This window comes from Antarctobacter heliothermus (assembly GCF_900188425.1).
GTDB classification, from domain to species: Bacteria; Pseudomonadota; Alphaproteobacteria; order Rhodobacterales; family Rhodobacteraceae; genus Antarctobacter; species Antarctobacter heliothermus.
On sequence record NZ_FZON01000032.1, the window covers coordinates 1 to 19,830 of the forward strand.

The 19,830-nt window shown below is 62.5% G+C and carries 19 protein-coding genes; 10 read left to right on the forward strand and 9 right to left on the reverse strand.

Features of this window, described 5'->3' with window-relative positions:
* A partial coding sequence (locus tag CHB90_RS26210; protein ID WP_212591607.1) for a hypothetical protein occupies nucleotides 1–508 on the forward strand: 508 nt, incomplete at its 5' end.
* A 178-nt stretch (nucleotides 509–686) separates the two neighbouring features.
* On the opposite strand, the gene CHB90_RS15580 is transcribed toward CHB90_RS26210, so the two are convergent.
* The gene (locus CHB90_RS15580; RefSeq protein ID WP_089278789.1) at nucleotides 687–1,364 is read right to left on the reverse strand and encodes a GntR family transcriptional regulator; all 678 of its coding nucleotides are present in this window, start codon (nucleotides 1,362–1,364) and stop codon (nucleotides 687–689) included.
* 77 nt (nucleotides 1,365–1,441) lie between these two features.
* Between CHB90_RS15580 and CHB90_RS15585 the strand changes: the two genes are divergently transcribed.
* A complete protein-coding gene (locus tag CHB90_RS15585; protein WP_245823264.1) occupies nucleotides 1,442–2,503 on the forward strand; it encodes an AbrB family transcriptional regulator in 1,062 nt (353 codons plus the stop codon).
* A gap of 19 nt (nucleotides 2,504–2,522) precedes the next feature.
* On the opposite strand, the gene CHB90_RS15590 is transcribed toward CHB90_RS15585, so the two are convergent.
* The 3 genes from CHB90_RS15590 to CHB90_RS15600 all read right to left on the reverse strand — a co-directional run bounded on the left by CHB90_RS15590 (nucleotide 2,523) and on the right by CHB90_RS15600 (nucleotide 5,593).
* Complete coding sequence (locus CHB90_RS15590; RefSeq protein WP_212591608.1) at nucleotides 2,523–3,107, reverse strand: maleylpyruvate isomerase N-terminal domain-containing protein; 585 nt, start codon at nucleotides 3,105–3,107, stop codon at nucleotides 2,523–2,525.
* A complete protein-coding gene (locus CHB90_RS15595; protein ID WP_089278791.1) occupies nucleotides 3,104–4,204 on the reverse strand; it encodes a cupin domain-containing protein in 1,101 nt (366 codons plus the stop codon). Before CHB90_RS15595 ends, CHB90_RS15590 begins: the two co-directional genes overlap by 4 nt.
* A 177-nt stretch (nucleotides 4,205–4,381) precedes the next feature.
* Nucleotides 4,382–5,593, reverse strand: a complete 1,212-nt coding sequence (locus CHB90_RS15600) for a 3-hydroxybenzoate 6-monooxygenase (RefSeq protein ID WP_089278792.1) — start codon at nucleotides 5,591–5,593, stop codon at nucleotides 4,382–4,384.
* A 321-nt stretch (nucleotides 5,594–5,914) separates the two neighbouring features.
* Between CHB90_RS15600 and CHB90_RS15605 the strand changes: the two genes are divergently transcribed.
* A complete protein-coding gene (locus tag CHB90_RS15605) occupies nucleotides 5,915–6,100 on the forward strand; it encodes a hypothetical protein (protein ID WP_089278793.1) in 186 nt (61 codons plus the stop codon).
* Nucleotides 6,101–6,370: 270 nt separating this feature from the next.
* Here CHB90_RS15605 and CHB90_RS15610 read toward each other — a convergent pair whose 3' ends face one another.
* Both CHB90_RS15610 and maiA read right to left on the reverse strand, forming a co-directional pair.
* Complete coding sequence (locus CHB90_RS15610; RefSeq protein ID WP_089278794.1) at nucleotides 6,371–9,706, reverse strand: trypsin-like peptidase domain-containing protein; 3,336 nt, start codon at nucleotides 9,704–9,706, stop codon at nucleotides 6,371–6,373.
* A gap of 167 nt (nucleotides 9,707–9,873) precedes the next feature.
* Complete coding sequence (maiA, locus tag CHB90_RS15615) at nucleotides 9,874–10,491, reverse strand: maleylacetoacetate isomerase (RefSeq protein WP_089278795.1); 618 nt, start codon at nucleotides 10,489–10,491, stop codon at nucleotides 9,874–9,876.
* Between the two features lie 138 nt (nucleotides 10,492–10,629).
* Between maiA and hmgA the strand changes: the two genes are divergently transcribed.
* Nucleotides 10,630–11,985, forward strand: coding sequence for a homogentisate 1,2-dioxygenase (hmgA, locus tag CHB90_RS15620; protein WP_089278796.1), 1,356 nt, complete (start codon nucleotides 10,630–10,632; stop codon nucleotides 11,983–11,985).
* A 67-nt stretch (nucleotides 11,986–12,052) separates the two neighbouring features.
* Nucleotides 12,053–13,318 carry a fumarylacetoacetase gene (fahA, locus tag CHB90_RS15625; protein ID WP_089278797.1) on the forward strand — a complete coding sequence of 422 codons (1,266 nt, stop codon included), beginning with the start codon at nucleotides 12,053–12,055 and terminating at the stop codon, nucleotides 13,316–13,318.
* Nucleotides 13,319–13,320: 2 nt separating this feature from the next.
* Here fahA and CHB90_RS15630 read toward each other — a convergent pair whose 3' ends face one another.
* On the reverse strand, nucleotides 13,321–13,884 hold the full coding sequence (locus CHB90_RS15630) for a DUF2585 family protein (RefSeq protein ID WP_089278798.1): 564 nt from the start codon (nucleotides 13,882–13,884) through the stop codon (nucleotides 13,321–13,323).
* 56 nt (nucleotides 13,885–13,940) lie between these two features.
* Between CHB90_RS15630 and CHB90_RS15635 the strand changes: the two genes are divergently transcribed.
* From CHB90_RS15635 to CHB90_RS15655, 5 genes are read left to right on the forward strand one after another with little or no spacing between them, the layout of a single operon-like run.
* Nucleotides 13,941–14,891, forward strand: coding sequence for an MBL fold metallo-hydrolase (locus CHB90_RS15635; RefSeq protein ID WP_089278799.1), 951 nt, complete (start codon nucleotides 13,941–13,943; stop codon nucleotides 14,889–14,891).
* Nucleotides 14,892–14,894: 3 nt separating this feature from the next.
* A complete protein-coding gene (locus CHB90_RS15640; RefSeq protein ID WP_089278800.1) occupies nucleotides 14,895–15,188 on the forward strand; it encodes a hypothetical protein in 294 nt (97 codons plus the stop codon).
* 42 nt (nucleotides 15,189–15,230) lie between these two features.
* On the forward strand, nucleotides 15,231–16,853 hold the full coding sequence (locus tag CHB90_RS15645; protein WP_089278836.1) for an FAD-dependent oxidoreductase: 1,623 nt from the start codon (nucleotides 15,231–15,233) through the stop codon (nucleotides 16,851–16,853).
* Between the two features lie 3 nt (nucleotides 16,854–16,856).
* Nucleotides 16,857–17,054, forward strand: a complete 198-nt coding sequence (locus tag CHB90_RS15650) for a DUF2783 domain-containing protein (RefSeq protein ID WP_089278801.1) — start codon at nucleotides 16,857–16,859, stop codon at nucleotides 17,052–17,054.
* A gap of 16 nt (nucleotides 17,055–17,070) precedes the next feature.
* Nucleotides 17,071–17,550 carry a MarR family winged helix-turn-helix transcriptional regulator gene (locus CHB90_RS15655; RefSeq protein WP_089278802.1) on the forward strand — a complete coding sequence of 160 codons (480 nt, stop codon included), beginning with the start codon at nucleotides 17,071–17,073 and terminating at the stop codon, nucleotides 17,548–17,550.
* Here CHB90_RS15655 and CHB90_RS15660 read toward each other — a convergent pair.
* A complete protein-coding gene (locus tag CHB90_RS15660) occupies nucleotides 17,547–18,146 on the reverse strand; it encodes a VOC family protein (RefSeq protein ID WP_089278803.1) in 600 nt (199 codons plus the stop codon). The genes CHB90_RS15655 and CHB90_RS15660 overlap by 4 nt on opposite strands.
* A gap of 157 nt (nucleotides 18,147–18,303) precedes the next feature.
* Nucleotides 18,304–19,812 carry a glycerol kinase GlpK gene (glpK, locus tag CHB90_RS15665; RefSeq protein WP_089278804.1) on the reverse strand — a complete coding sequence of 503 codons (1,509 nt, stop codon included), beginning with the start codon at nucleotides 19,810–19,812 and terminating at the stop codon, nucleotides 18,304–18,306.
* Nucleotides 19,813–19,830: the final 18 nt, after the last annotated feature.

The following is a 19,830-nucleotide window of genomic DNA, read 5'->3' on the forward strand; positions in this document are numbered from 1 at the left end:
CAGTGAAGCTGACACTTCATCATCGGACCGAAATCCTAGAAGCGTTGATATACAGAAGCTTGATCCATCGATCAGGACCAGAGCCGTCCGCATATCTCTTCAGATATTAGCAATGTCAAATAACGCAGAGACAAATACCGAACAGGTGCGCCCTAACTTCTTGGCGCGCCCGCCCGTCAATGCCTCAATTTTCTTCGCCTTACTTCCCTTCATGACCACCTCGCAGCGACCCGTCCGTTCCGTCCGACTTCCCGTCCTGCGCCTCAGCGCCGCCGGTGAAGGGGGTTCTACGGATACTACATCAGACCCGCAAGCAGTTTTTTCACTTCTCTACACCTTTTTCCAAAAAAACCAAAATTATCACATGAAAACAATGCACTACCCAAAGAACCCCTGCCCAAAATCCACCCAGCCCACCCCAGAAACCCCCAAAACCCAACGACTCAATTTCCAAACCAAGACTTACCCACAGGCTTATCCCCGACTCAAAATCCAAACCCAAACGTGAATCACTTCAAAGTCATGCCAACCACTCAACCCAACCCCAAAACCGCCGTCCCAAAGCGTGCGCAACATACCTAGAAAACGAACCGGCTAGGCAGATCAACCGATTGGATCACGACCTGACCCGTCAACATCCCCACTTTGGGACATTCCCCGCACGGCAACCGCCAAAGCGGTTTCTTTCAGATGTCGTCCATTCTGCGGTCGCGTTCGCGCAGTGTCCTTATGCGTATTCGCTGCGATGCTTCGATATGGGCGCGCATGGCGGCCTCTGCCCCCCCACCGTCTCGGGCAACAAGCACGTCGAGCAGGCGTCGGTGCTCCTCGACCGCCTCGTCGGCGCGGGTGCTTTCATTCAGTTGTGACGGTCCCAGGATCAGCAGCGCCCGTTGCAACGACAACATTGAGCGAGAGAGAAACCGGTTCTTGGCAGCGTCGAGCAAGGTTGCGTGAAAAATCCGGTTTAGGCGCGACGCCTCCGGTCCGGTGCCCGCTCTGGCCAGTTGCTGATTCAGGGTTTCCAGCTCCTGCAACTCCACGTCGGACGCAGCGCGCGCCGCCAGCCGGGCTGCGGTGCCTTCCAGCACCGCGCGCATTTCATATAGTTCCATGACCTCTGCATAGTCCAGCTTGCGCACGCTGGCACCGATGCGCGGCACATGGGCAACCAAGCCATCCGCCTCAAGCTGACGGATCGCTTCGCGCACCGGAGTGCGGCTGACTCCCAACCGTTCCGCCAATTCGGTCTCGCGCAAACGCTCACCGGGCATCAGTCGGCCTTCGCGGATCTCGTCCAATAGCCTCTGGTAGGTCGCATTGCCCTGCGAGGCGCTTGCAGGGGCTTCGTCGTTCGTGGTCATTCACATCCCCTTGCAAATTGTATGCATATGGATACAATTCACCAAACATCGAGTCAAACGTTTCGAGGAACCATTCCTTGCCTCCTGCCCTCTTATCCTTGGGCCCTAACGGTCGCCGCGCCCTGACCTTCGGTCTCGCCGCATCTGGAACTGCGGCGTTCTGGCTGCTTGGGCTGCCGCTGCCGTTTTTGTTTGGACCGATGGCGTTCTGCCTGTTCGCGGCCCTGGCACATTTACCGCTGAAGGGCTTCGGTCAAGTGTCGGTCGGTGCGCGCACGATCCTTGGGGTTGCCGTCGGCGCTTCCATCACGCCGGAACTGTTTGGCGAATTGCCCCGCATGGCGCTGTCCATCGCGCTGGTTCCGGTCTTCATCGCGCTGATCGGGCTGGTTGGCGTCCCGTTCTTTCGCAGGGTCTGGGGATTTGACGCGCCGACAGCGTATTACGCCGCAATGCCCGGTGGCCTACAGGATATGGTGATTTTCGGCACAGAGGCCGGGGCTAATCCACGCGCCTTGTCGCTGATCCACGGAACCCGGGTGCTGATCATTGTGACGCTGGCCCCCTTTCTCCTGACGCATTTCTACGGCGCAGCCCTGACCAACCCCATCGGTGCGCCCGCCGCCGAACTCCCGCCGCATGAACTGGTATTGATGGTCGTGGCCGCCCTTGTCGGCTGGAAAGGCGGCGAACGGATCAAGCTGTTCGGCGCATCCATACTGGGTCCAATGATCGTGACAGCGGTCCTGTCGCTAAGCGGTTTCATCCATTCGCGTCCCCCGGCAGAGGCGATCCTGCTGGCGCAGTTCTTCATTGGGGCGGGCATCGGCGTGCAGTTTACCGGTGTCACCTGGGGTGAACTGACCCGTGTGGTCTTGGCAGGCGTTGCCTATGTCATGTTGTTGGCGGTGCTGGCGGCCGGGTTTTCCGGTCTGGTGACATGGATAGGCCTTGGCCGCCCGATTGACGCCTTTCTGGCCTTTGCGCCGGGCGGTCAGGCCGAAATGACGGTGCTTGCCATCGTCACCGGCGCCGATCTTGGATACGTCATCACACACCACCTGACGCGCATCGTGCTGGTGATCGTCGGCGCGCCGGTTGTGGCAGGGATCATCCGTCGATCCCGGCCTCGGGAATAGCAAGGCAGGGCGCGGCACCTCAACTGTGGGCGCTTGCGTCAAGCCGTGGCGCGATCTCTGCCGGAACATCGGCAAGCCGACCGCCATTCCCCAGATCAAGCGCGGCTTGCCACACCAAACGCGCCCGCAGAAGTGGAGTCGCGCGCGCCAATATCGTCGCACCGCCCGACAGTGGCACGCACATGTCCCAATCCGCATCACTCAAATCGCGCCATTCCACGTCCAGATGAATGGCCGCGTGTTGGACAAGACTGCGCAAGGCCCGTGCAGGCAGCGTCGCACCCAGTGCAATTTCCGCGCGCCGCACATCCACTGACAGAACTGACGGATGGTCGGTCCCGTTTCGCAGACAGGCCAGCACTTCTGCCAAGGCCCGTGCGTGATAGCCTACTGTTGCGATCACCTCGGCTCGGCTACTCCCGGTCTGCAGAGATGGGTCCGCAAGACAGTCATCCGGCAATTCCCCCAGCTTGCGTGCAAAATTGGCGGTGCCTCGGCGCGCAAGCAATAGATCTTCGGCAGGCGCGGATGGCGCATCATACCGCGCACCCGCCCCTTGCCGCGCCCTGAGCGCTGCGCGCGCCGCGTCGGTTGTCAGGCTCAACCGCCGTCAACCATCGTACGCATGAAGTTCAGCCGCTCCATGATCGGCGCATCGGAAAAGCGGAACAGGTCGAACTGTGTCTCCGCCTCTAACGACCACGACACCCAGGACGGGATCACGAACATGTCGCCCTTTTCCAGAGTATGGCGGACGCCTGACATCACCACTGCCCCCTGGCCGTCGAACACCTGAAAGACGGTCGATCCGACCTCACGCCGCTCCGGCGTCTGCGCACCGGCGCGCAGCCGGTGAAACTCGCACCGGATCGTCGGCATCACGTCGTCGCCCGTCGTCGGATTCACATAGCGGATCGCGGCGTGCCCCTGCTCGACGGTTGCGGGCTGGCCCTCATCCTCCAGCAACAGCTGTTCCGTCAGCGCACGGTCGGTGTGCTCCCACCGATAGGCCCCGATGGGTGACGCCACGGTGTCTTGCAACTGGGACAGAGGGCGTAGGCCGGGATGACACCACAGCCGTTCACCGCGCGAATAATTCGGCGTGGCATAGTCAGTCACCCGATCCGATCCGAACTCGAAAAAGCCGACATCCATCTGCTGGCTGAACGGGATGTCCAGCCCGTCGATCCAGGCCATGGGGGCATCGCGGTCGTTGTGATGACCATGAAACCGCCAGCCAGGAGTCAGCAACAGATCGCCCCGCGACATGCGCACCGGGTCGCCATCGACCACGGTCCAGACCCCCTCCCCCTCGACCACAAAGCGAAAGGCATTTTGCGCGTGGCGATGTTCCGGCGCGGTTTCGCGCGGGCCAAGATACTGGATCGCCGCCCAGAGCGTGGGCGAGACATAGGCCTTGCCCCCCAGCCCCGGATTGGCCAGCCCGATGGCACGGCGCTCTCCGCCCCGCCCGACTGGCACCAACTTGCCCGATTGTTCGGCCAATGGCAGCAGATCCGCCCATCTCCAGACGTGCGGCACCGCCTGCGGTTTGGGATGCATGGGCATCAGGTCGCCGGTCTGGGTCCAGAGCGGGTTCAGGTGATTGTCCTTGAACCCTTGATACAGTGCGCGCAATTCCGGCGTGTCCTCGGGCGTCATGCCGTGGGCGACATTGTCGTGATCAAGATCCTGTGTCATGGGTCTCCTCCCTCGTCAGGCTGCATCCGGCTGCGCGCCCGGCGCGGCACGGGAAAAGGCGGGCATTTTCCAGCATCGCAAAGAACCGCATGGTGGCCGCCTTTGCTATCCACCACGGCAACACTGGTGCGGCAGCGGGCCAAATACACCGCACCGGTGGATGATCCATTGTACGGGTCATGGATCGGCGTTGCCAGCGGACACACCGCTTTCCAGCCCGTTCGACCCGTAGAGCCATTTCAGTTGTCTGTACCAGTCGTCGGGGCTCATCCCGCGCATGACGCTGTTGCGCACCGCCGCCTTGGCGTCGTCGGGATGATAGATGTATTCACCGATCAGCCGCGAGTTCATCTGTACCCGCGCGGTGCGCACCCGGCGCATGTCCTGATACCGCTGCAGCGCGCCTTCGTCGGACGCTCCGAAATGCTCGACACAATGCGACAGCGCCACCGCATCCTCCATCGCCATGCAGGCACCCTGCGCGAAGTATTGCAACATCGGGTGGGCGGCGTCGCCCAACAAGGCCACACGCCCGTCCACCCAGTTCGAAATCGGCTCGCGGTCGCACAGCACCCAGAGCTTCCAGTTGTCGCCATGTTCGATGACCTGTCGTGCCTTTGGATGAATATGGTCAAACCCCTGCGCCACTTCCTCGCGCGGCACCGAACGGCCAGCAATCGCCTCCTGAACATCCCGGTGATAGGTGACGACCAGATTATAGACCTTTCCGCCTTTCAGCGGGTAGTGCACGATGTGACACTTGGGCCCCGCCCAAAGCGTCGCCGCGTTCCAGCGCAGATCCTCGGGCATCTGCTCGGTCGGAATGACGCTGCGATAGGTGGTGTGCCCCGAAACCCGCGGCTCGCCATCGCCAATCATCTGCGCCCGGATGGGCGAGCGCAGGCCATCGGCCCCGATCAACAAACGGCCCTTGATCGGGTCGCGCCCGTCCAACAGCAAGCTGGCGCTGCTCCCGTCCTGCGTGTAGCCAAGAACCCGGTGATCGGTCCGCAGGTCGATCAGCGGGCTGTCCACACAGTATTTTAACAGGACGCCATGCAAATCGGCCCGATGCACCACCGCGTAGGGATTGCCATAAAACGCGCGAAACGGCGCATCCAGAGGGATCGAAGTGATGTCCTCGGCGGTCTGGGCATCCATCAGGCGCAACTGGTCAATATAGACGGCACAGGACCGCGCCTGATCGCCAACGCCCAGATAGTCAAAGCAATGAAAGGCGTTTGGCCCGATCTGGATGCCCGCGCCGATTTCCCCCAACTGCGAGGCTTGCTCGACAACTATACAGCGCTGCCCCTTGCGTGCCAGGCCGCAGGCAGCCGCCAGCCCGCCGATGCCACCGCCAGCGATTATGAAAGGCAGATCAGTCATGGCCCTGGTCCCTTTTTCTTGACGCCCAACCCTTGGCAAATTGCCGACCCCTGCCCCGCAGGGTCAGCATACCCGTTTCGGATACATCGCACCCCCAGCAATTTTCGTATGTAGACATATCATTTTCAGACGTGCCATTTTTCGTCAAGAAAAAGGTGCGTATACATATCAAAATCCGCAGTCATGGCAGATGTTGCGCAATGAGGCAGGCACATGGCAGCCGACGCAAAGGCAAGATTTTGCCAAAGCGCTGCGGAATTAACACCCCGTTAAGAGGAAAGTGTCATTTTGATGGAAAAAATCGAGCGGTAAGGAAGCAACATGTACCCTGATGATCTGATCGAACGCGCCGTCCATTCTGCATCGCGCTGCGAGGCGCAAGGCTTTCATGAGACAGCCAAATCCCTGCGCGCCCTGGCCGAGGAAATGCGCCTTGTGGCCACTACGCCCATGATGTCGCCGGGATTCGGCGAACACCCGGTTGCCGCATTTCAGCAGCGCTCTTAACCCGGCCTTTACGACAGCAGCATAGCCATTCGCTGGACGATCCTCGGGGGCGATCATGGACGACCTTTATGCTGAAGTCATGAGTTTGCTGCACGATACCGGCGCTTTCGCCGATTGGCAGAGGGATAAACGGTTGTCGCAGGCGGTGTCGGACACGCACTATGTGGCCGTCGGCGACTTGCCTCCACCTGCCAACGACCATGATCGGCTTTCGGGCGGATTGCAGGCGTCGCGCGATCCGGGCGGTCCGCCGCCCGGTCACTCGCCCGGTCACTCGCCCGCCGCGAACAATTCCAGCGCCCGAAGACTGCCGCGTCCGATGTCACCGTCTATTGCGCCGGAATAGAACTCCGCTGACTTGAGCTGGCGCTGCACCTCGCGGCGAAACTCCAGATCAAAGGCCAGCCCACGACCCTCGACCAGCAAGAGACGGGCATCAGCCTCCCCCGCACGCAATCGGTCCAGCAAATCGGTAACCTGTTCTGCCAGCGGCAGATCGGTTGGCACAAAGTCCGGCAACCCGTCGCGCAAAATCTGCAGCGCGGGCATCAACATCCCATCTGGCAGGCGCACCGCCACCCGGTCCAGCAAAGCAGGGTCTGATAGGAACAATGTCGCGCCAACCTGCGCCAGTGTCCCTTCCGCAAATGGCGCCAGCCGCGCCTTGACCTGCCCGTCGATCATGTCCCACAGCACCACGCCCGCAGGCGCCAGTCCCGCCGCAATGCGCAATCCGTCGGGCGCAAATGCCAGCGCCCGCACCTCGGCAGCGCCGGTCTCCAGCCGCCATAAAAAGCGATCCACCGCGATGTCCCACAGCAGGACATGCGCGGCCCCGTCTTCGGCCACAGCAACAAAGCGCCCGTCCGGGCTGACCGCCATGGTGCGCGGCGCGCCATCCAGTTCCCCGAACCGACGCAGCAACCGGCCATCTTCGGCGCTCCATAGAGCAAGGATCCAAATATCGGGTGTGTCGAGGGGCTGAACAAGGCCAAGGATTTCGGCGTCTTCGCCCCGATAGGCCAGTGGCCCGATACGGGCAAAGGGCATCTCCAGCGCCAAACGCTCCGTGCCCGTGGAGGGATCTACCAGAATGATCTCGGGGGTTGGCGCATTGCGTCCAATCGCCAATTCCGTTCCGTTGGGGGATAGGGCGGCAAAGTCGCCGGGCCACGACCGACGCAACGCACCGGATCGCACATCCAGCAATGCCACCAGGCCCTCTTTGCTGACCCGGATCAGCGATGCGCCATTCTCACCAAAGGCCAGCGAGACCGCGTCCGAGGCGTCGCCCAACTCGCGCGACATCACCTCTGCAGCAAAGTCATGCAAGCGCAGCGCAACACCCGCCCCCTGCACGGCCAAGGCAGATCCGTCCGACCGCCACGCCATGGCAACCGGCCCCTTGGGTCCGTAGCCATCGCTGGCAAAGGTGACCTGCCCGTCCTGCCACGACCAGATCTGCAACTGCTGTTCGGCACTGCCGCCGGACCAACCGGATCCGGCCAATGCAAGCCGCGTGCTGTCGGGGCTGAAGGCCAACGCGGATACAAACTCGCCATCGCGTTTCAAAACAGAATGTGCCACCCCATTGACCGGATCTGCCAGGATCAGCCCCGGTGCCGCGCCACCGACAAGTCCCATCAGCCGGATGCCATCGGGTGTCAGCGCCACATCTGTAAACTCGTGCGCGTCCAATCCCCGCCGCAGCCCCCCGCCATCGAGGTCGAAAACCTGAACGCCACCGCCGGACTTCGATACGAAGACCGCAGCATCGCCCGCCGCACTCACCCCCAGCAACCGCCCGCCCATCGCAGGGCCGATCCGTCCGGTCAGCGTGCCAGAGTCCAACTGCCAGTGCAGACCGAATGTGTCCGCTGCCCCGGCGATCAACCCGCTGCCGTCGCGGGTAAAGGCCAATCCCGAGATCGCGGCAGGCGCGTCCCCGGCCGGTTCCATTCCGCGCAGATACGCGCCAGTTTCCGCGACATGCACCGCAACGGACCCTGTGATCGCGAAGGCCAGCGTACCTCCGTCAGAGCTGTACATCAGCGCGCTGACAGGTTCGTCGGTGGCCATGCGCCACTGCCGTTCGCCGGTCTCACCCCGCAGACCCGAAACCGCCGACACCTTGCCCGATTGCGCCACGGCGAGCCACGTTCCATCGGGTGAGAACGCCAGCGCGCTCGCCGGACCGTCCTCATTCAGCGCAACAGAGAACAGCGGACCCAGCGTGGGCAGCGTGAACACCTCGACCAACCGCGCGCCGACTGCCCCGTTTTGCCTGACAACAGCCAGGCGTCGGCCATCGGGACTTAACGCGATGCCCTCTGCGCCAGACCCGATGTAGCGCCGTGCCGCCAGTGTTCCCTCTGTCCCCCGCCAAAGGGACAAGGCCGCGTGACGGCCTTCTAACCGGGTGACGGTCGCGGCATAGTCCGTGGTTCCGGCGATCAACACCGCCTTGGGCCCCGTCAGATCACCTACCGGACCGGTGACCAGTTCCACGCCCGTGCCGGGCGGTAAATAGGGCAAGGCAATCCCATAGATCGCGGGTCCTGCATCGCCGATGCCAACCGGAAAAGCGGCCGTGGGGTCGTCTTTTGCCTCGACGCTGCCCGTGTCGCGCTGGTCTGGGTCAGGGTCCGCAGTTGGGTCGGGTGACGCGGCCATCGGGTTTGGTGTCGCCAAAGCGGCCTTTGGGTCACCCGCAGACGGCGGCAGACCGCAACGCTCTGCCGAGGCGCCGACACAGGTTTCGCCTTCCGACAAGGCCCACAGCAGCCTGGACTGAGCAATGAGGTGGGCCGACAACACACCGCGCCCGCCTTGACCCCGGTCTTCAAGGTGCATGGCAATCACGCGGCCTTGCATGTCCAGCACCGGCGCTCCGGCGCTGCCTGGCAACGTCGCGCACCCATGCGACAATCGCCCCCCCGGTTCGTCCGAACCGCGCAGGGCACATCCGTCGCGCACCACAAACAGCGACTCCCCAAACGGGTGCGTGAGGATCATCAATGGCGTCCCTGTCGACGGCGACGCGTCCTTGGACAGGGGCAGCGCCGTTCCCACAACCCCTTTCAGGCGCAACACCGCGTAACCGGATTCGGCATCCGCCTCGACTGGTGTGACCTCGACCGGCAGGCGCGTCCCCTGATCCGTTTCGCGGGGCGCGTCGTACCCGGCGATAAAGTCCATGCGCGCAATGCTGACAGGTTTGCGGGTGGCCAATGCCGGATCGTCCAACACCCCCGGACCGCAGCGGTGCGCTGTCAGAATCAAGGTCGGCGCCACAAGGAATCCCGTGCAGGTCACCACAAAAGGGCCGCTGTCAGACGTGATCTGCAACCTTAGCTGCCCGACGCCTCGCGCGGCCTGGCGCGCCACGGTTGCCTGCGTATAACGGATGATCGGCTTGGCGACGCTGTCCTTGATCCGGGCACGGTTACGCGCGACCACGCGGGCCGGTGCCTCCATCACAAGGCGGTCGAACTCCGACCCATCAAAGACCGGCAGCCCCTGCCCCGAGGCGGCCCCGCCAAGGGCCAAGACACAGAGCAGCCCAAGACCGAAACGCGGACCCAACAGGCGCCGAACCCAAGTCATTGCCGCCCCCTTTTTCAATATCTGAAAACAACCTCTCCGGTCAGGACGCTAGAGGGATTCGCCTGCCCGGTCGACCCGTGCCGGAAAACGCCGCACGGCAGGCCACCCAAAGCTGTTCTTGCATTCGGTCCGGTTCGGGCGCTTGGGGGCACAGCTTTAACGCGTCGCTAGTGCAGGGTCCGGTCCGGGTGCGCGGCGACAAAGGCCGGATTATGGGCAAACGTCGCCGCGATCCGCCGGATCTTGGGCATCGCGGACAGGTCCACGCCCCAGCGATCAGCGTTGTACAACTGCGGGACAAGGCAGAGATCCGCAAGGCTGACGCTGGCCCCGTGGCAGTAGTCACCCCCCTCCAGCGTCGTTTCAACCGCCTCCAGCGCCGGTCCGATAAAGGCCCGCATCCAGCCTTCCATCGTGATCACTCCTCCCGACTCTGTAACCGCATGTCTCGCGACCCGCAGATTGCACACCGGATGGATATCGACCGCGATAGCCTGCGCAATTGCCCGAACTCGCGCCCGACCGGCCGGATCGGCAGGCAACAGCCTCAAAGCCCGTGTTTCGTTCAGGTATTCGACAATCGCCAGCGACTGCGTCAATCGCAGCCCGTCAATCTCCAGCACCGGGACCAGCCCTTGGGGGTTACGCTCCAGATGCTCGGGCGCGCGTTGTGCGCCGTCTATCAGGTTTACCGGCACGCTGCGCCACTCCAGTCCGGCCAGTTCCAGCGCGATGCGCACCCGATAGCTGGCCGTCGAACGCCAGTAGTCGAACAATTGGATCATGTTTTTTCTCCCAGACAGGCCAACAAGAGGACCGCTCTCTTGTTTCACCTGCAACGATAAACTTGACTTCATTGCAAGTGCAATGAATATTACCCGCAAGTCCGAATCCGGTTCAGACCGACATCTGGGAGGAACAGTATGACCCGTCACGACCTGCCGCAGGGCATGATCCGCGCGACCAGCACCACCGGCACCCATGAGGGATATATGCCCGGCTGGGCCAATGACTTTGAGACAGAGGCCCTGCCCGGCGCGCTGCCGCAGGGCATGAACAGCCCGCAAAAATGTGAATACGGCCTCTACGGCGAACAGCTGTCCGGCACTGCGTTTACCGATGTCCGGCCAGAGCGGACCTGGTGTTACCGCATCCGCCCTTCGGTCAAACACTCTGCCCGCTACACCAAGATCGACCTGCCCAACTGGAAATCCGCACCCAACGTGGACCCCGATGTCATCAGCCTGGGTCAGTACCGCTGGGATCCGGTGCCTGTGGGTGAGACCGGCCAGACATGGCTGACCGGCATGCGCACCATGACCACCGCCGGGGATGTGAACACGCAGGTCGGCATGGCCAGCCACATCTACACGGTCACGGAGTCGATGCAGGATGCCTATTTCTTTTCCGCCGACAGCGAATTGCTGGTGATCCCGCAAGAAGGCCGCCTGCGGTTCTGCACCGAACTGGGCATCATCGACGTCGAGCCCAAGGAAATCGCCATCCTGCCGCGCGGTCTGGTCTACCGGGTCGAGGTGCTGGAGGGCCCCTGCCGCGGTTTCGTCTGCGAAAACTACGGCCAGAAGTTCGCCCTGCCCGGCCGCGGTCCCATCGGCGCCAACTGCATGGCCAACCCGCGCGACTTCAAGGCCCCCGTCGCCGCCTATGAGGACCGCGAGGTGCCGTCGACCCTGACGATCAAATGGTGCGGGCAGTTCCATGAGACGACAATCGGGCAAAGCCCATTGGACGTGGTCGCATGGCACGGCAACTATGCGCCCTACAAATACGACCTGCGCACCTACTGCCCGGTCGGCGCGATCCTGTTCGATCACCCCGATCCGTCGATCTTTACCGTGCTGACCGCGCCTTCGGGTGTGCCGGGGACGGCGAACATCGACTTCGTGCTGTTCCGCGAACGCTGGATGGTGGCGGAAAACACCTTCCGCCCACCGTGGTATCACAAGAACATCATGTCCGAACTGATGGGCAACATCTATGGCCAGTACGATGCCAAGCCGCAGGGCTTTGTCCCCGGTGGCATGTCGCTGCACAACATGATGATCCCGCACGGCCCGGACCGGAATGCGTTCGAGGGCGCGTCAAACGCCAACCTTGGCCCCGACAAGCTGGACAATACCATGTCCTTCATGATCGAAACCCGGTTCCCGCAGCACCTGACGCAGTTCGCCGGCCAAGAGGCGCCGTTGCAGGATGACTACATCGACTGCTGGGAAAGCCTGGAGAAGAAGTTCGACGGAACACCGGGCAAGAAGTAACGGACGACGGGGGCCCCGGCCCCCGCGTATCCGCCACACGAAACACCAGACGACCGGAGCCTCCAGAATGCCGCTTCTCAAATCATGGGTGGAGAGTGCAAACTCCGCCGAAACCGATTTCCCACTGAACAACCTGCCCTACGGCAGCTTTGTTGCCGAGGATGGCGAGGCGCATTGCGGTGTTGCCATCGGCGACATGGTTTTGGACGTCACCGCGTTGGAGGCCGAAGGCCTGATCCAGATGGATGATGAGGACGCGGTCTTTGCCTTTGGCGACTGGACCGAGTTCATGTCGCTGGGCGCCGCCGCATGGGCCGCTTTTCGCACCACGGTGACAGAGATGCTGGCCGAGGGCGCGCCGGATGCCGGGGCCATGACCGCCTTTTTGGTGCCGCAGGCGGACGCAAAGATGCTGATGCCCTTCATGGTGGCCGAATATACCGACTTCTACGCCTCCAAGAACCACGCCACCAATGTCGGCACCATGTTCCGAGGGGCGGAAAACGCGCTGCCGCCAAACTGGCTATCGATCCCGATTGGCTACAACGGGCGGGCGTCATCGGTTGTCGTCTCGGGCACCGACGTGCGCCGCCCCTGGGGCCAGTTGAAAGGCCCGGATGACGACCTGCCTCGCTTTGCCCCCTGCGCGCGCTTTGATCTGGAACTGGAGATGGGCGCCATTGTCGGCACCCCCTCCGAAGGGCCGGTCACGGTGGCAGAGGCCGACGCGATGATCTTTGGCTATGTGCTGCTGAACGACTGGTCGGCGCGTGACATCCAGGCGTGGGAGTACCAGCCACTCGGCCCGTTCCAGGCCAAGGCCACCGCCACCTCGATCAGCCCGTGGATTGTGCCCAAGGCCGCGTTGGAGCCGTTCCGCGTCTCGACGCCAGAGCGGGAGCGCGTCCTGCTGGACTACCTCAAGGAACCCGGCCCGATGCTGTACGACATCGCGCTGGAAGTGGGCCTTGCGCCTGCGGGCAAGTCTGAGACGGTCATCGCGCAAACGAACTACCGCGAGATGTACTATTCCTCGGCGCAGCAACTGGCGCATCACACCACCAGCGGCTGCCCGATGTCGGTGGGTGATTTGCTGGGATCCGGCACCATCTCCGGCCCGGGCAAGGACGCGCGCGGCGCGCTGCTGGAACTAGCGTGGGGTGGCAAGGAGCCGGTCACGCTGGACAGCGGAGAGACGCGCGCCTTTCTGGAGGACGGCGATACGCTGACCCTGCGGGGCGCGGCGCAGGGCGACGGCTATCGCGTGGGCTTTGGCGATTGCACTGGCACGGTGCTGCCGGCGCTGGACGATCCCTATGGGGGCCGGGGATGACCCTAGCCGCCCTGCTGCCACTGAAGGACCGCCTCGGAGGGCCAGAACAGCATCAGCACGTTCAGCGCCAGCCCGTCGCGGATCAGGTAGGCGGTCAGCATCTCAAGGCCGATCACGATGGCCACGCTGACCCAGACCGGCAGTGCGCGCGCAAGGTAGAACCCGATCACCATGGCGATCACATCAAAGACGGAATTGATCACGCTGTCGCCGTTGTAGTCGAGCGAGACAGTCACCGCGCGATAGCGTTCGATCACCATGGGCGTGTTTTCGAGGATCTCCCAACCCGCCTCGACGATCAGCGCGATGCCAAACCGCAGGTTCATGCTCAGCCGTCGGGCGACCAACGCAAGCGCGCCGAAGAACAGCAGCCCGTGGATCAGGTGACTGGGCGAGTAGAGATCGAACAGATGCTGGCTGCCCTCACGCGGCGGCGCACCCGGTCCAGTCCAGAACGAGACATAGCCGCAGGGGCAGATCAGATCACGCCCCATGAACAACAGCACCGTCGCCATCGCGGCAGTGATGAACAGAAAGATCAGCGCAGGTTTCAGGCCATGGGTCATAACCTGCAATGGAATCACAAAGACGCGATTGCGTCCAGAGACTTGAAAGGGATCACATGACAAAGGCCTTTGCATCCGCCGGAGACATGGAAGAAAAAAAGACCAGCTTTACCCAGGTGGGTGACGGTCTGTACGCCTTCACCGCCGAGGGCGACCCCAACACCGGAGTTATCATCGGCGACGACAGCGTGATGATCGTCGAGGCGCAGGCCACCCCGCGCCTTGCCCGCAAGGTGATGGAACATGTGCGTTCGGTGACGGACAAACCCATCAGCCACCTTGTCCTGACCCATTACCATGCGGTTCGCGTTTTGGGTGCCTCGGCCTATGGCGCGCGGGAAATCATCATGTCCGACGTGGCCCGTTCAATGGTGGCCGAACGCGGGCAAGAGGACTGGGACAGCGAGTTCGACCGTTTTCCGCGCCTGTTTCAGGGCCATGAGGAAATCCCCGGCCTGACATGGCCCACCACGACTTTTTCGGACTCGATGACCGTCTACTTGGGCAACCGCAAGGTCGAGATCATGCATCTGGGCCGCGCGCATACGGCAGGCGACGCCGTGGTCTGGGTACCCGATCAGGAGGTCATGTTCACCGGCGATATCGTGGAATACCACTCGGCCTGCTATTGCGGCGACGGGCATTTCAGCGATTGGGAAGACACGCTGGCCAATATCGCGATGTTCGATCCCAAGAGCATCGCACCGGGACGCGGTGATGCGCTGGTCGGCGAGGAAATGGTCGCACGCGCCATCGCGGCAACAGCGGATTTCGTAAACTCGACTTACAAACCGGTGGCCAAGGTCGTCGCAAGGGGCGGGTCGCTGAAAGAGGCATGGGACGCGTGTCGCGCAGAATGTGACCCGAAATTCTCGGACTATGCGATCTACGAACACTGCCTGCCCTTCAACGTCGCTCGCGCCTATGACGAGGCCCGTGGCATCGACACGCCGCGCGTCTGGACCGCGCAACGGGACAAGGACATGTGGGCGGAATTGCAGGGGTGAGCAATGCTGGCAATCGGGCTCACCCTCGTCATAGTTGGAGTGGTATCCCTCGCGCTGGCTTTCGTCGTTTTCTTCGTTTTATCGCTGCGCGGTCAGTTTCGATACGGCGAATGGGGGCAGTGCGGAACACTGGAACAACGCGGTGAACGCACCGCCGGTGGTCTGAACGAAACCAGCAAATTGATTGCCACTACGCGAACTGGGCGGTTGTTTCAGTGGCTTGTGCTTCTCGGTTTGTCGGGCCTCATCGTCGGCAGCATGCTTTGCTTCACTTCGCTGATCGCCGACAACACGTAGGGTGCTCAAATGAACCGCCTTCTCTGGGAGAAAGAGAACAACATGATCCACGACCGTTACCAACTGGCGTTCAAACTCTACCCCTACGAACGCTCCACCGATCAGGACGCTGACGCCCCCGTCCGGCACCCGGTTGTCGTCATGGGCGGTGGGCCCATCGGCGTCGCCACGGCGCTGGACCTTGGCCTACAGGGCATCCCGGTTGTCGTTCTGGACGACCATGAGGGGATTGGTATGGGCAGCCGGGCGATCTGTTTTGCCAAGCGCTGCCTTGAGATCGCCGACCGCTATGGCTGTGGTCAGCCGATGCTGGACAAGGGCGTGATCTGGAACCTCGGCAAGGTGTTTCATGACGACCGCAAGGTTTTCGAGTTCAACCTGCTGCCAGAGGAAGGACACAAGTTCCCTGCCTTCATCAACCTGCAACAGCCCTATTTCGAACGCTTCCTCGTCGAGCGCGTGCGCGAGGCGCAGGCCAGTGGTGCGCCGATCGAATTGCGTGGCAAGAACCGCGTCGACGATGTCACCGTGCATGACGATCACGTCACGCTGGAGATCACCACGCCCGAGGGGCCGTACACCATCGAGGCCGACTGGCTGATCGGTTGTGATGGTGCCTCCAGCCCGTTGCGCGGCATGATGGGGCTGGATTTTGAGGGCCGCGTCTTTGAGGACAGCTTCCTCATCGCCGACATCAAGATGGTCAACGACACCTTCCCGACGGAACGCTGGTTCTGGTTTGAGCCCTATTTCAAATCCGGTGCCTCGACCCTTTTGCACAAGCAGCCCGATGGCGTCTGGCGGGTCGATTTCCAGATCGGCTGGGACATCGACCGCAAGACCGAACTGCAAGAGGAAAACGTCCGCGCCCGGCTGGACGCCATGCTGGGGGAAGTGGACTATGAAATCGTCTGGACCTCGATCTATACCTTCCAGTGTCGCCGGATGAAGAAATTCCGCCATGGGCGCGTGCTCTTTGCCGGGGACGCGGCACATCAGGTGTCGCCCTTTGGCGCGCGCGGTGCGAACTCTGGCATGCAGGACGTCGACAACCTTGGCTGGAAACTGGGGCTGGTGATCGACGGCAAGGCCCCCGCCTCCCTGCTGGACACCTACGACACAGAGCGTGTTTTCGGTGCGGATGAAAACATCCTCAATTCCACCCGCGCAACCGATTTCATCACGCCGAAATCAAAGATCAGCCACATCTTCCGCAACGCCGTGCTGGATCTGGCGGAACAGTATGACTTTGCCCGCCCGCTGGTAAACTCTGGCCGCCTGTCAGTGCCCTGCGTCTATGACGGCGGGCCACTGAACGGGGCCGATGCCCTGCCCGGTGGACCGTCGCGCACCCGTCCCGGCAGCCCCTGCCCCGACGCACCACTGGACGACGGCTATCTGTTGGATCAACTGGGCGGCAGCTTTGTCCTGCTGACCATTGATGCAGAGGCCCCGGACGGTTTGGAGGAGTCAGGCATCGCCCTGCGCCGGGTTGCCTTGTCGACCTCCGGGGCGGCCAGCGGCGTTCTGGCCGAACGCTATCTGGGGGAGGCCGCAACAGGCGTCTACCTGATCCGCCCTGACCAGCATGTCGCCGCACGCTGGGCGACATTTGACGACACCGCCACCCGCACGGACCTGCGCCACGCTATCGGACTGGAGTAAGACATGGCAGAGCTGACACTGACCCCGAATCTTGACCGGCCAGACGATTTCTATGCCGAATTGATCGCTGCCCATGACGGGTTGAGCGAAGACGAAAGCGCCGCCTTCAACGCGCGCCTGATCCTGATCCTTGCCAACCAGATTGGCAACACTCAGGTCATCAGCGCAGCGCTGAGGGCCGCCACAAAACCCGACCGATAAACCAGGCCGCGCCCTAATGGACAAACTGACCCGACAGCTGGAGACGTTCTTTCCCTACCGCCTTGCAGTCGCGGCCGAAGGGTTTTCGCGCAACCTGGTCGAAGTTTACGGGCGCGGCTATGGACTCAGCCGCGAGGAATGGCGGCTGCTGTTCCTGCTGGCCGGTGAGGATCAGGTCACGTCGCGCGACCTCAGCCGCCGATCCACGCTGGACCGGGTGCAGGTCAGTCGCGCCTCGCAAAAACTGGAAGACAAAGGGTTGATCACGCGCAACATCGCCCCGGACGACAGACGGCTGCGGGTCTATGCCTGCACGGAAAAGGGACGCGACCTGTTCGCCAATGCATTGCCGCAGGTCGAAGCGCGGTCAACCGAGATCCTGCACGCCATGACCCCGGAGGACCGCGCCGCACTGGAGCGCGGGCTTGCCGCGCTCACCGATGCAATCGCAAAACGCATCGGTCTGCCCGAAAATGACGACGCCCCCCTGCCCTAGTATGGGTTCTTTGCCGCGCGGTCGGACGACAACGACTGTTGACGTCGCGCCACCAGCCGTTCGATGGCATCGGCCAGATGCTCACGATCAATGTGGTGGTCGCCGCGCGCGACACGGATGCGGTGCGCCTCGATCATCACATCCGCATGGCGGCAGCCCTCGGGTGGCTCAAACCGATAGCTCGCCAGCTCGATGCGCAGACCCAGCGGATCGCGGAAATAGATCGAATCCATGAACCCCCGGTCCACCGGCCCCGAATGCTTCACCCCGCGTGCATCCAGCTGCGCCGCGACCCGCCAAAAGCTGGCCTGACTGACGTTCAGCGCAAGATGGTGCAGCGACCCGGTCGCCTCAGGCACAGCGCTGGCATCGGCATTGCGGGTTTCATTGGTGAATATCGTGATCAGGCGCCCGTCGCCGGGATCGAAATAAAGGTGACCCTCATTCGGATCATCCAGATTTGGCTGGTCAAAGATGAAGGGCATCCCCAAGACACCTTCCCAGAAATCGATCGAGGTTTGCCGGTCCGCCCCGATCAGTGTGATATGGTGCACACCCTGTGTCTGGATCTTACGGAAATTGTCTGGCTGGCTCATGATGGTATCCCCTTGGCGTTTCACATGACGCGCACCGCGCCCTTCGCAGGATGGTGTCGTTTGCGAAAAGGTCAAATACCGCAAGCAGCACAACCGGACCCTATGCGATGTCACGCACTGTCAGATGCGGCTGAACCGAAGAGGCGTCAGGTGCCGTTCAGAACATCATGGTCGCCTGAACCGCCCGCTGCCAGGCCGCGTATTTTTCGCTCCGGGCGTCGTCCGACATATCTGCCACAAAGCTGCGGTCCAAAGCCCATTGTGCCGCGAACGTCTTCTGGTCCGGGTAAAGGCCCGCTCTTTGTCCAGCAAGCCAGGCCGCGCCCATGGCCGTGGTTTCCTGCACCAACGGGCGATCGACACGGGCACCAACGATGTCGGCCAGAAACTGCATGGCCCAGTCCGACGCGCTCATTCCGCCATCTACCCGCAGCGTGGCCGCGCGGGCTTGGCGCGCCAGCGCCTCACCCGCGTCATGCATGTCGGCCTGCATCGCCGCCAACAGATCGCGGGTCTGGAACCCCACGCTTTCCAGCGCGGCGCGGGCAAATTCGGCCGGGCCAGAGTTGCGCGTCAGGCCAAAGATCGCGCCCCGGCAATCCGGCCGCCAATAGGGCGCGCCCAACCCAGTAAAGGCAGGCACCATGATCAAGTTTTGCCCCGAGTCCGCCGACTCGGCCAGCGGCTGCGTCTCACCCGCATCGCGGATGATCCGCAATCCGTCGCGCAGCCATTGCACCACCGCGCCCGCGATAAAGATCGACCCTTCAAGGGCATAGGTCGGCTTGCCGTCCAGTTGATATGCAATGGTGGTCAGCAGCCGGTTTTGCGACACAACGGGCGTGTCGCCGGTGTTCAGCAGGGCAAAACACCCGGTCCCATAGGTGGATTTCATCATCCCAGGTTGGAAACAGGCCTGCCCGATGGCGGCTGCCTGCTGGTCACCCGCAATGCCAAGGATCGGAATCGCACGACCAAAGAGATCGGGCCGCGTCAATCCGAAATCGGCGGCGCAGTCGCGAACCTCTGGCAGCATCGCCATGGGAATACCCAGTCTGTCGCAAATGGTCTGCGACCAGCGCCCCTTGCGGATGTCGAACAGCATCGTGCGGGCGGCGTTGGTGGCGTCGGTCACATGCACCGCCCCGCCGGTCAGGTTCCAGACAAGCCATGTGTCGACGGTGCCGAACACCAATTCCCCGGCCTCTGCCCGCGCGCGGGCGCCTTCGACGTTGTCCAGAGTCCAGGCCAGTTTTGTCCCCGAAAAATACGGGTCCAGCAACAGGCCGGTGCTGTCTGTCACAATCGCCTCAAAGCCGTCGTCCTTGAGCGCCTTGCACAGCGCAGCGGTGCGCCGGTCCTGCCAGACAATGGCGTTATGGATCGGTTTGCCGGTCTTGCGGTCCCAGACCAACGTGGTTTCGCGCTGATTGGTGATGCCGATGGCGGCAATGTCACCTGCACCGATCCCCGCCTTTTCGATGGCAGCACGGCAGGTTGCGGCCGTTGTGGACCACAGATCAACCGGATCGTGTTCTACCCAGCCGCTTGCGGGAAAATGCTGGTCGAATTCTTCCTGAGCGCTGCCGACGACCGTCATGGACTCATCAAACATGAGCGCACGGGTGGATGTCGTTCCCTGATCAATGGCCAGAACATGAGTCATGGACCGCGTCTCCTCAGA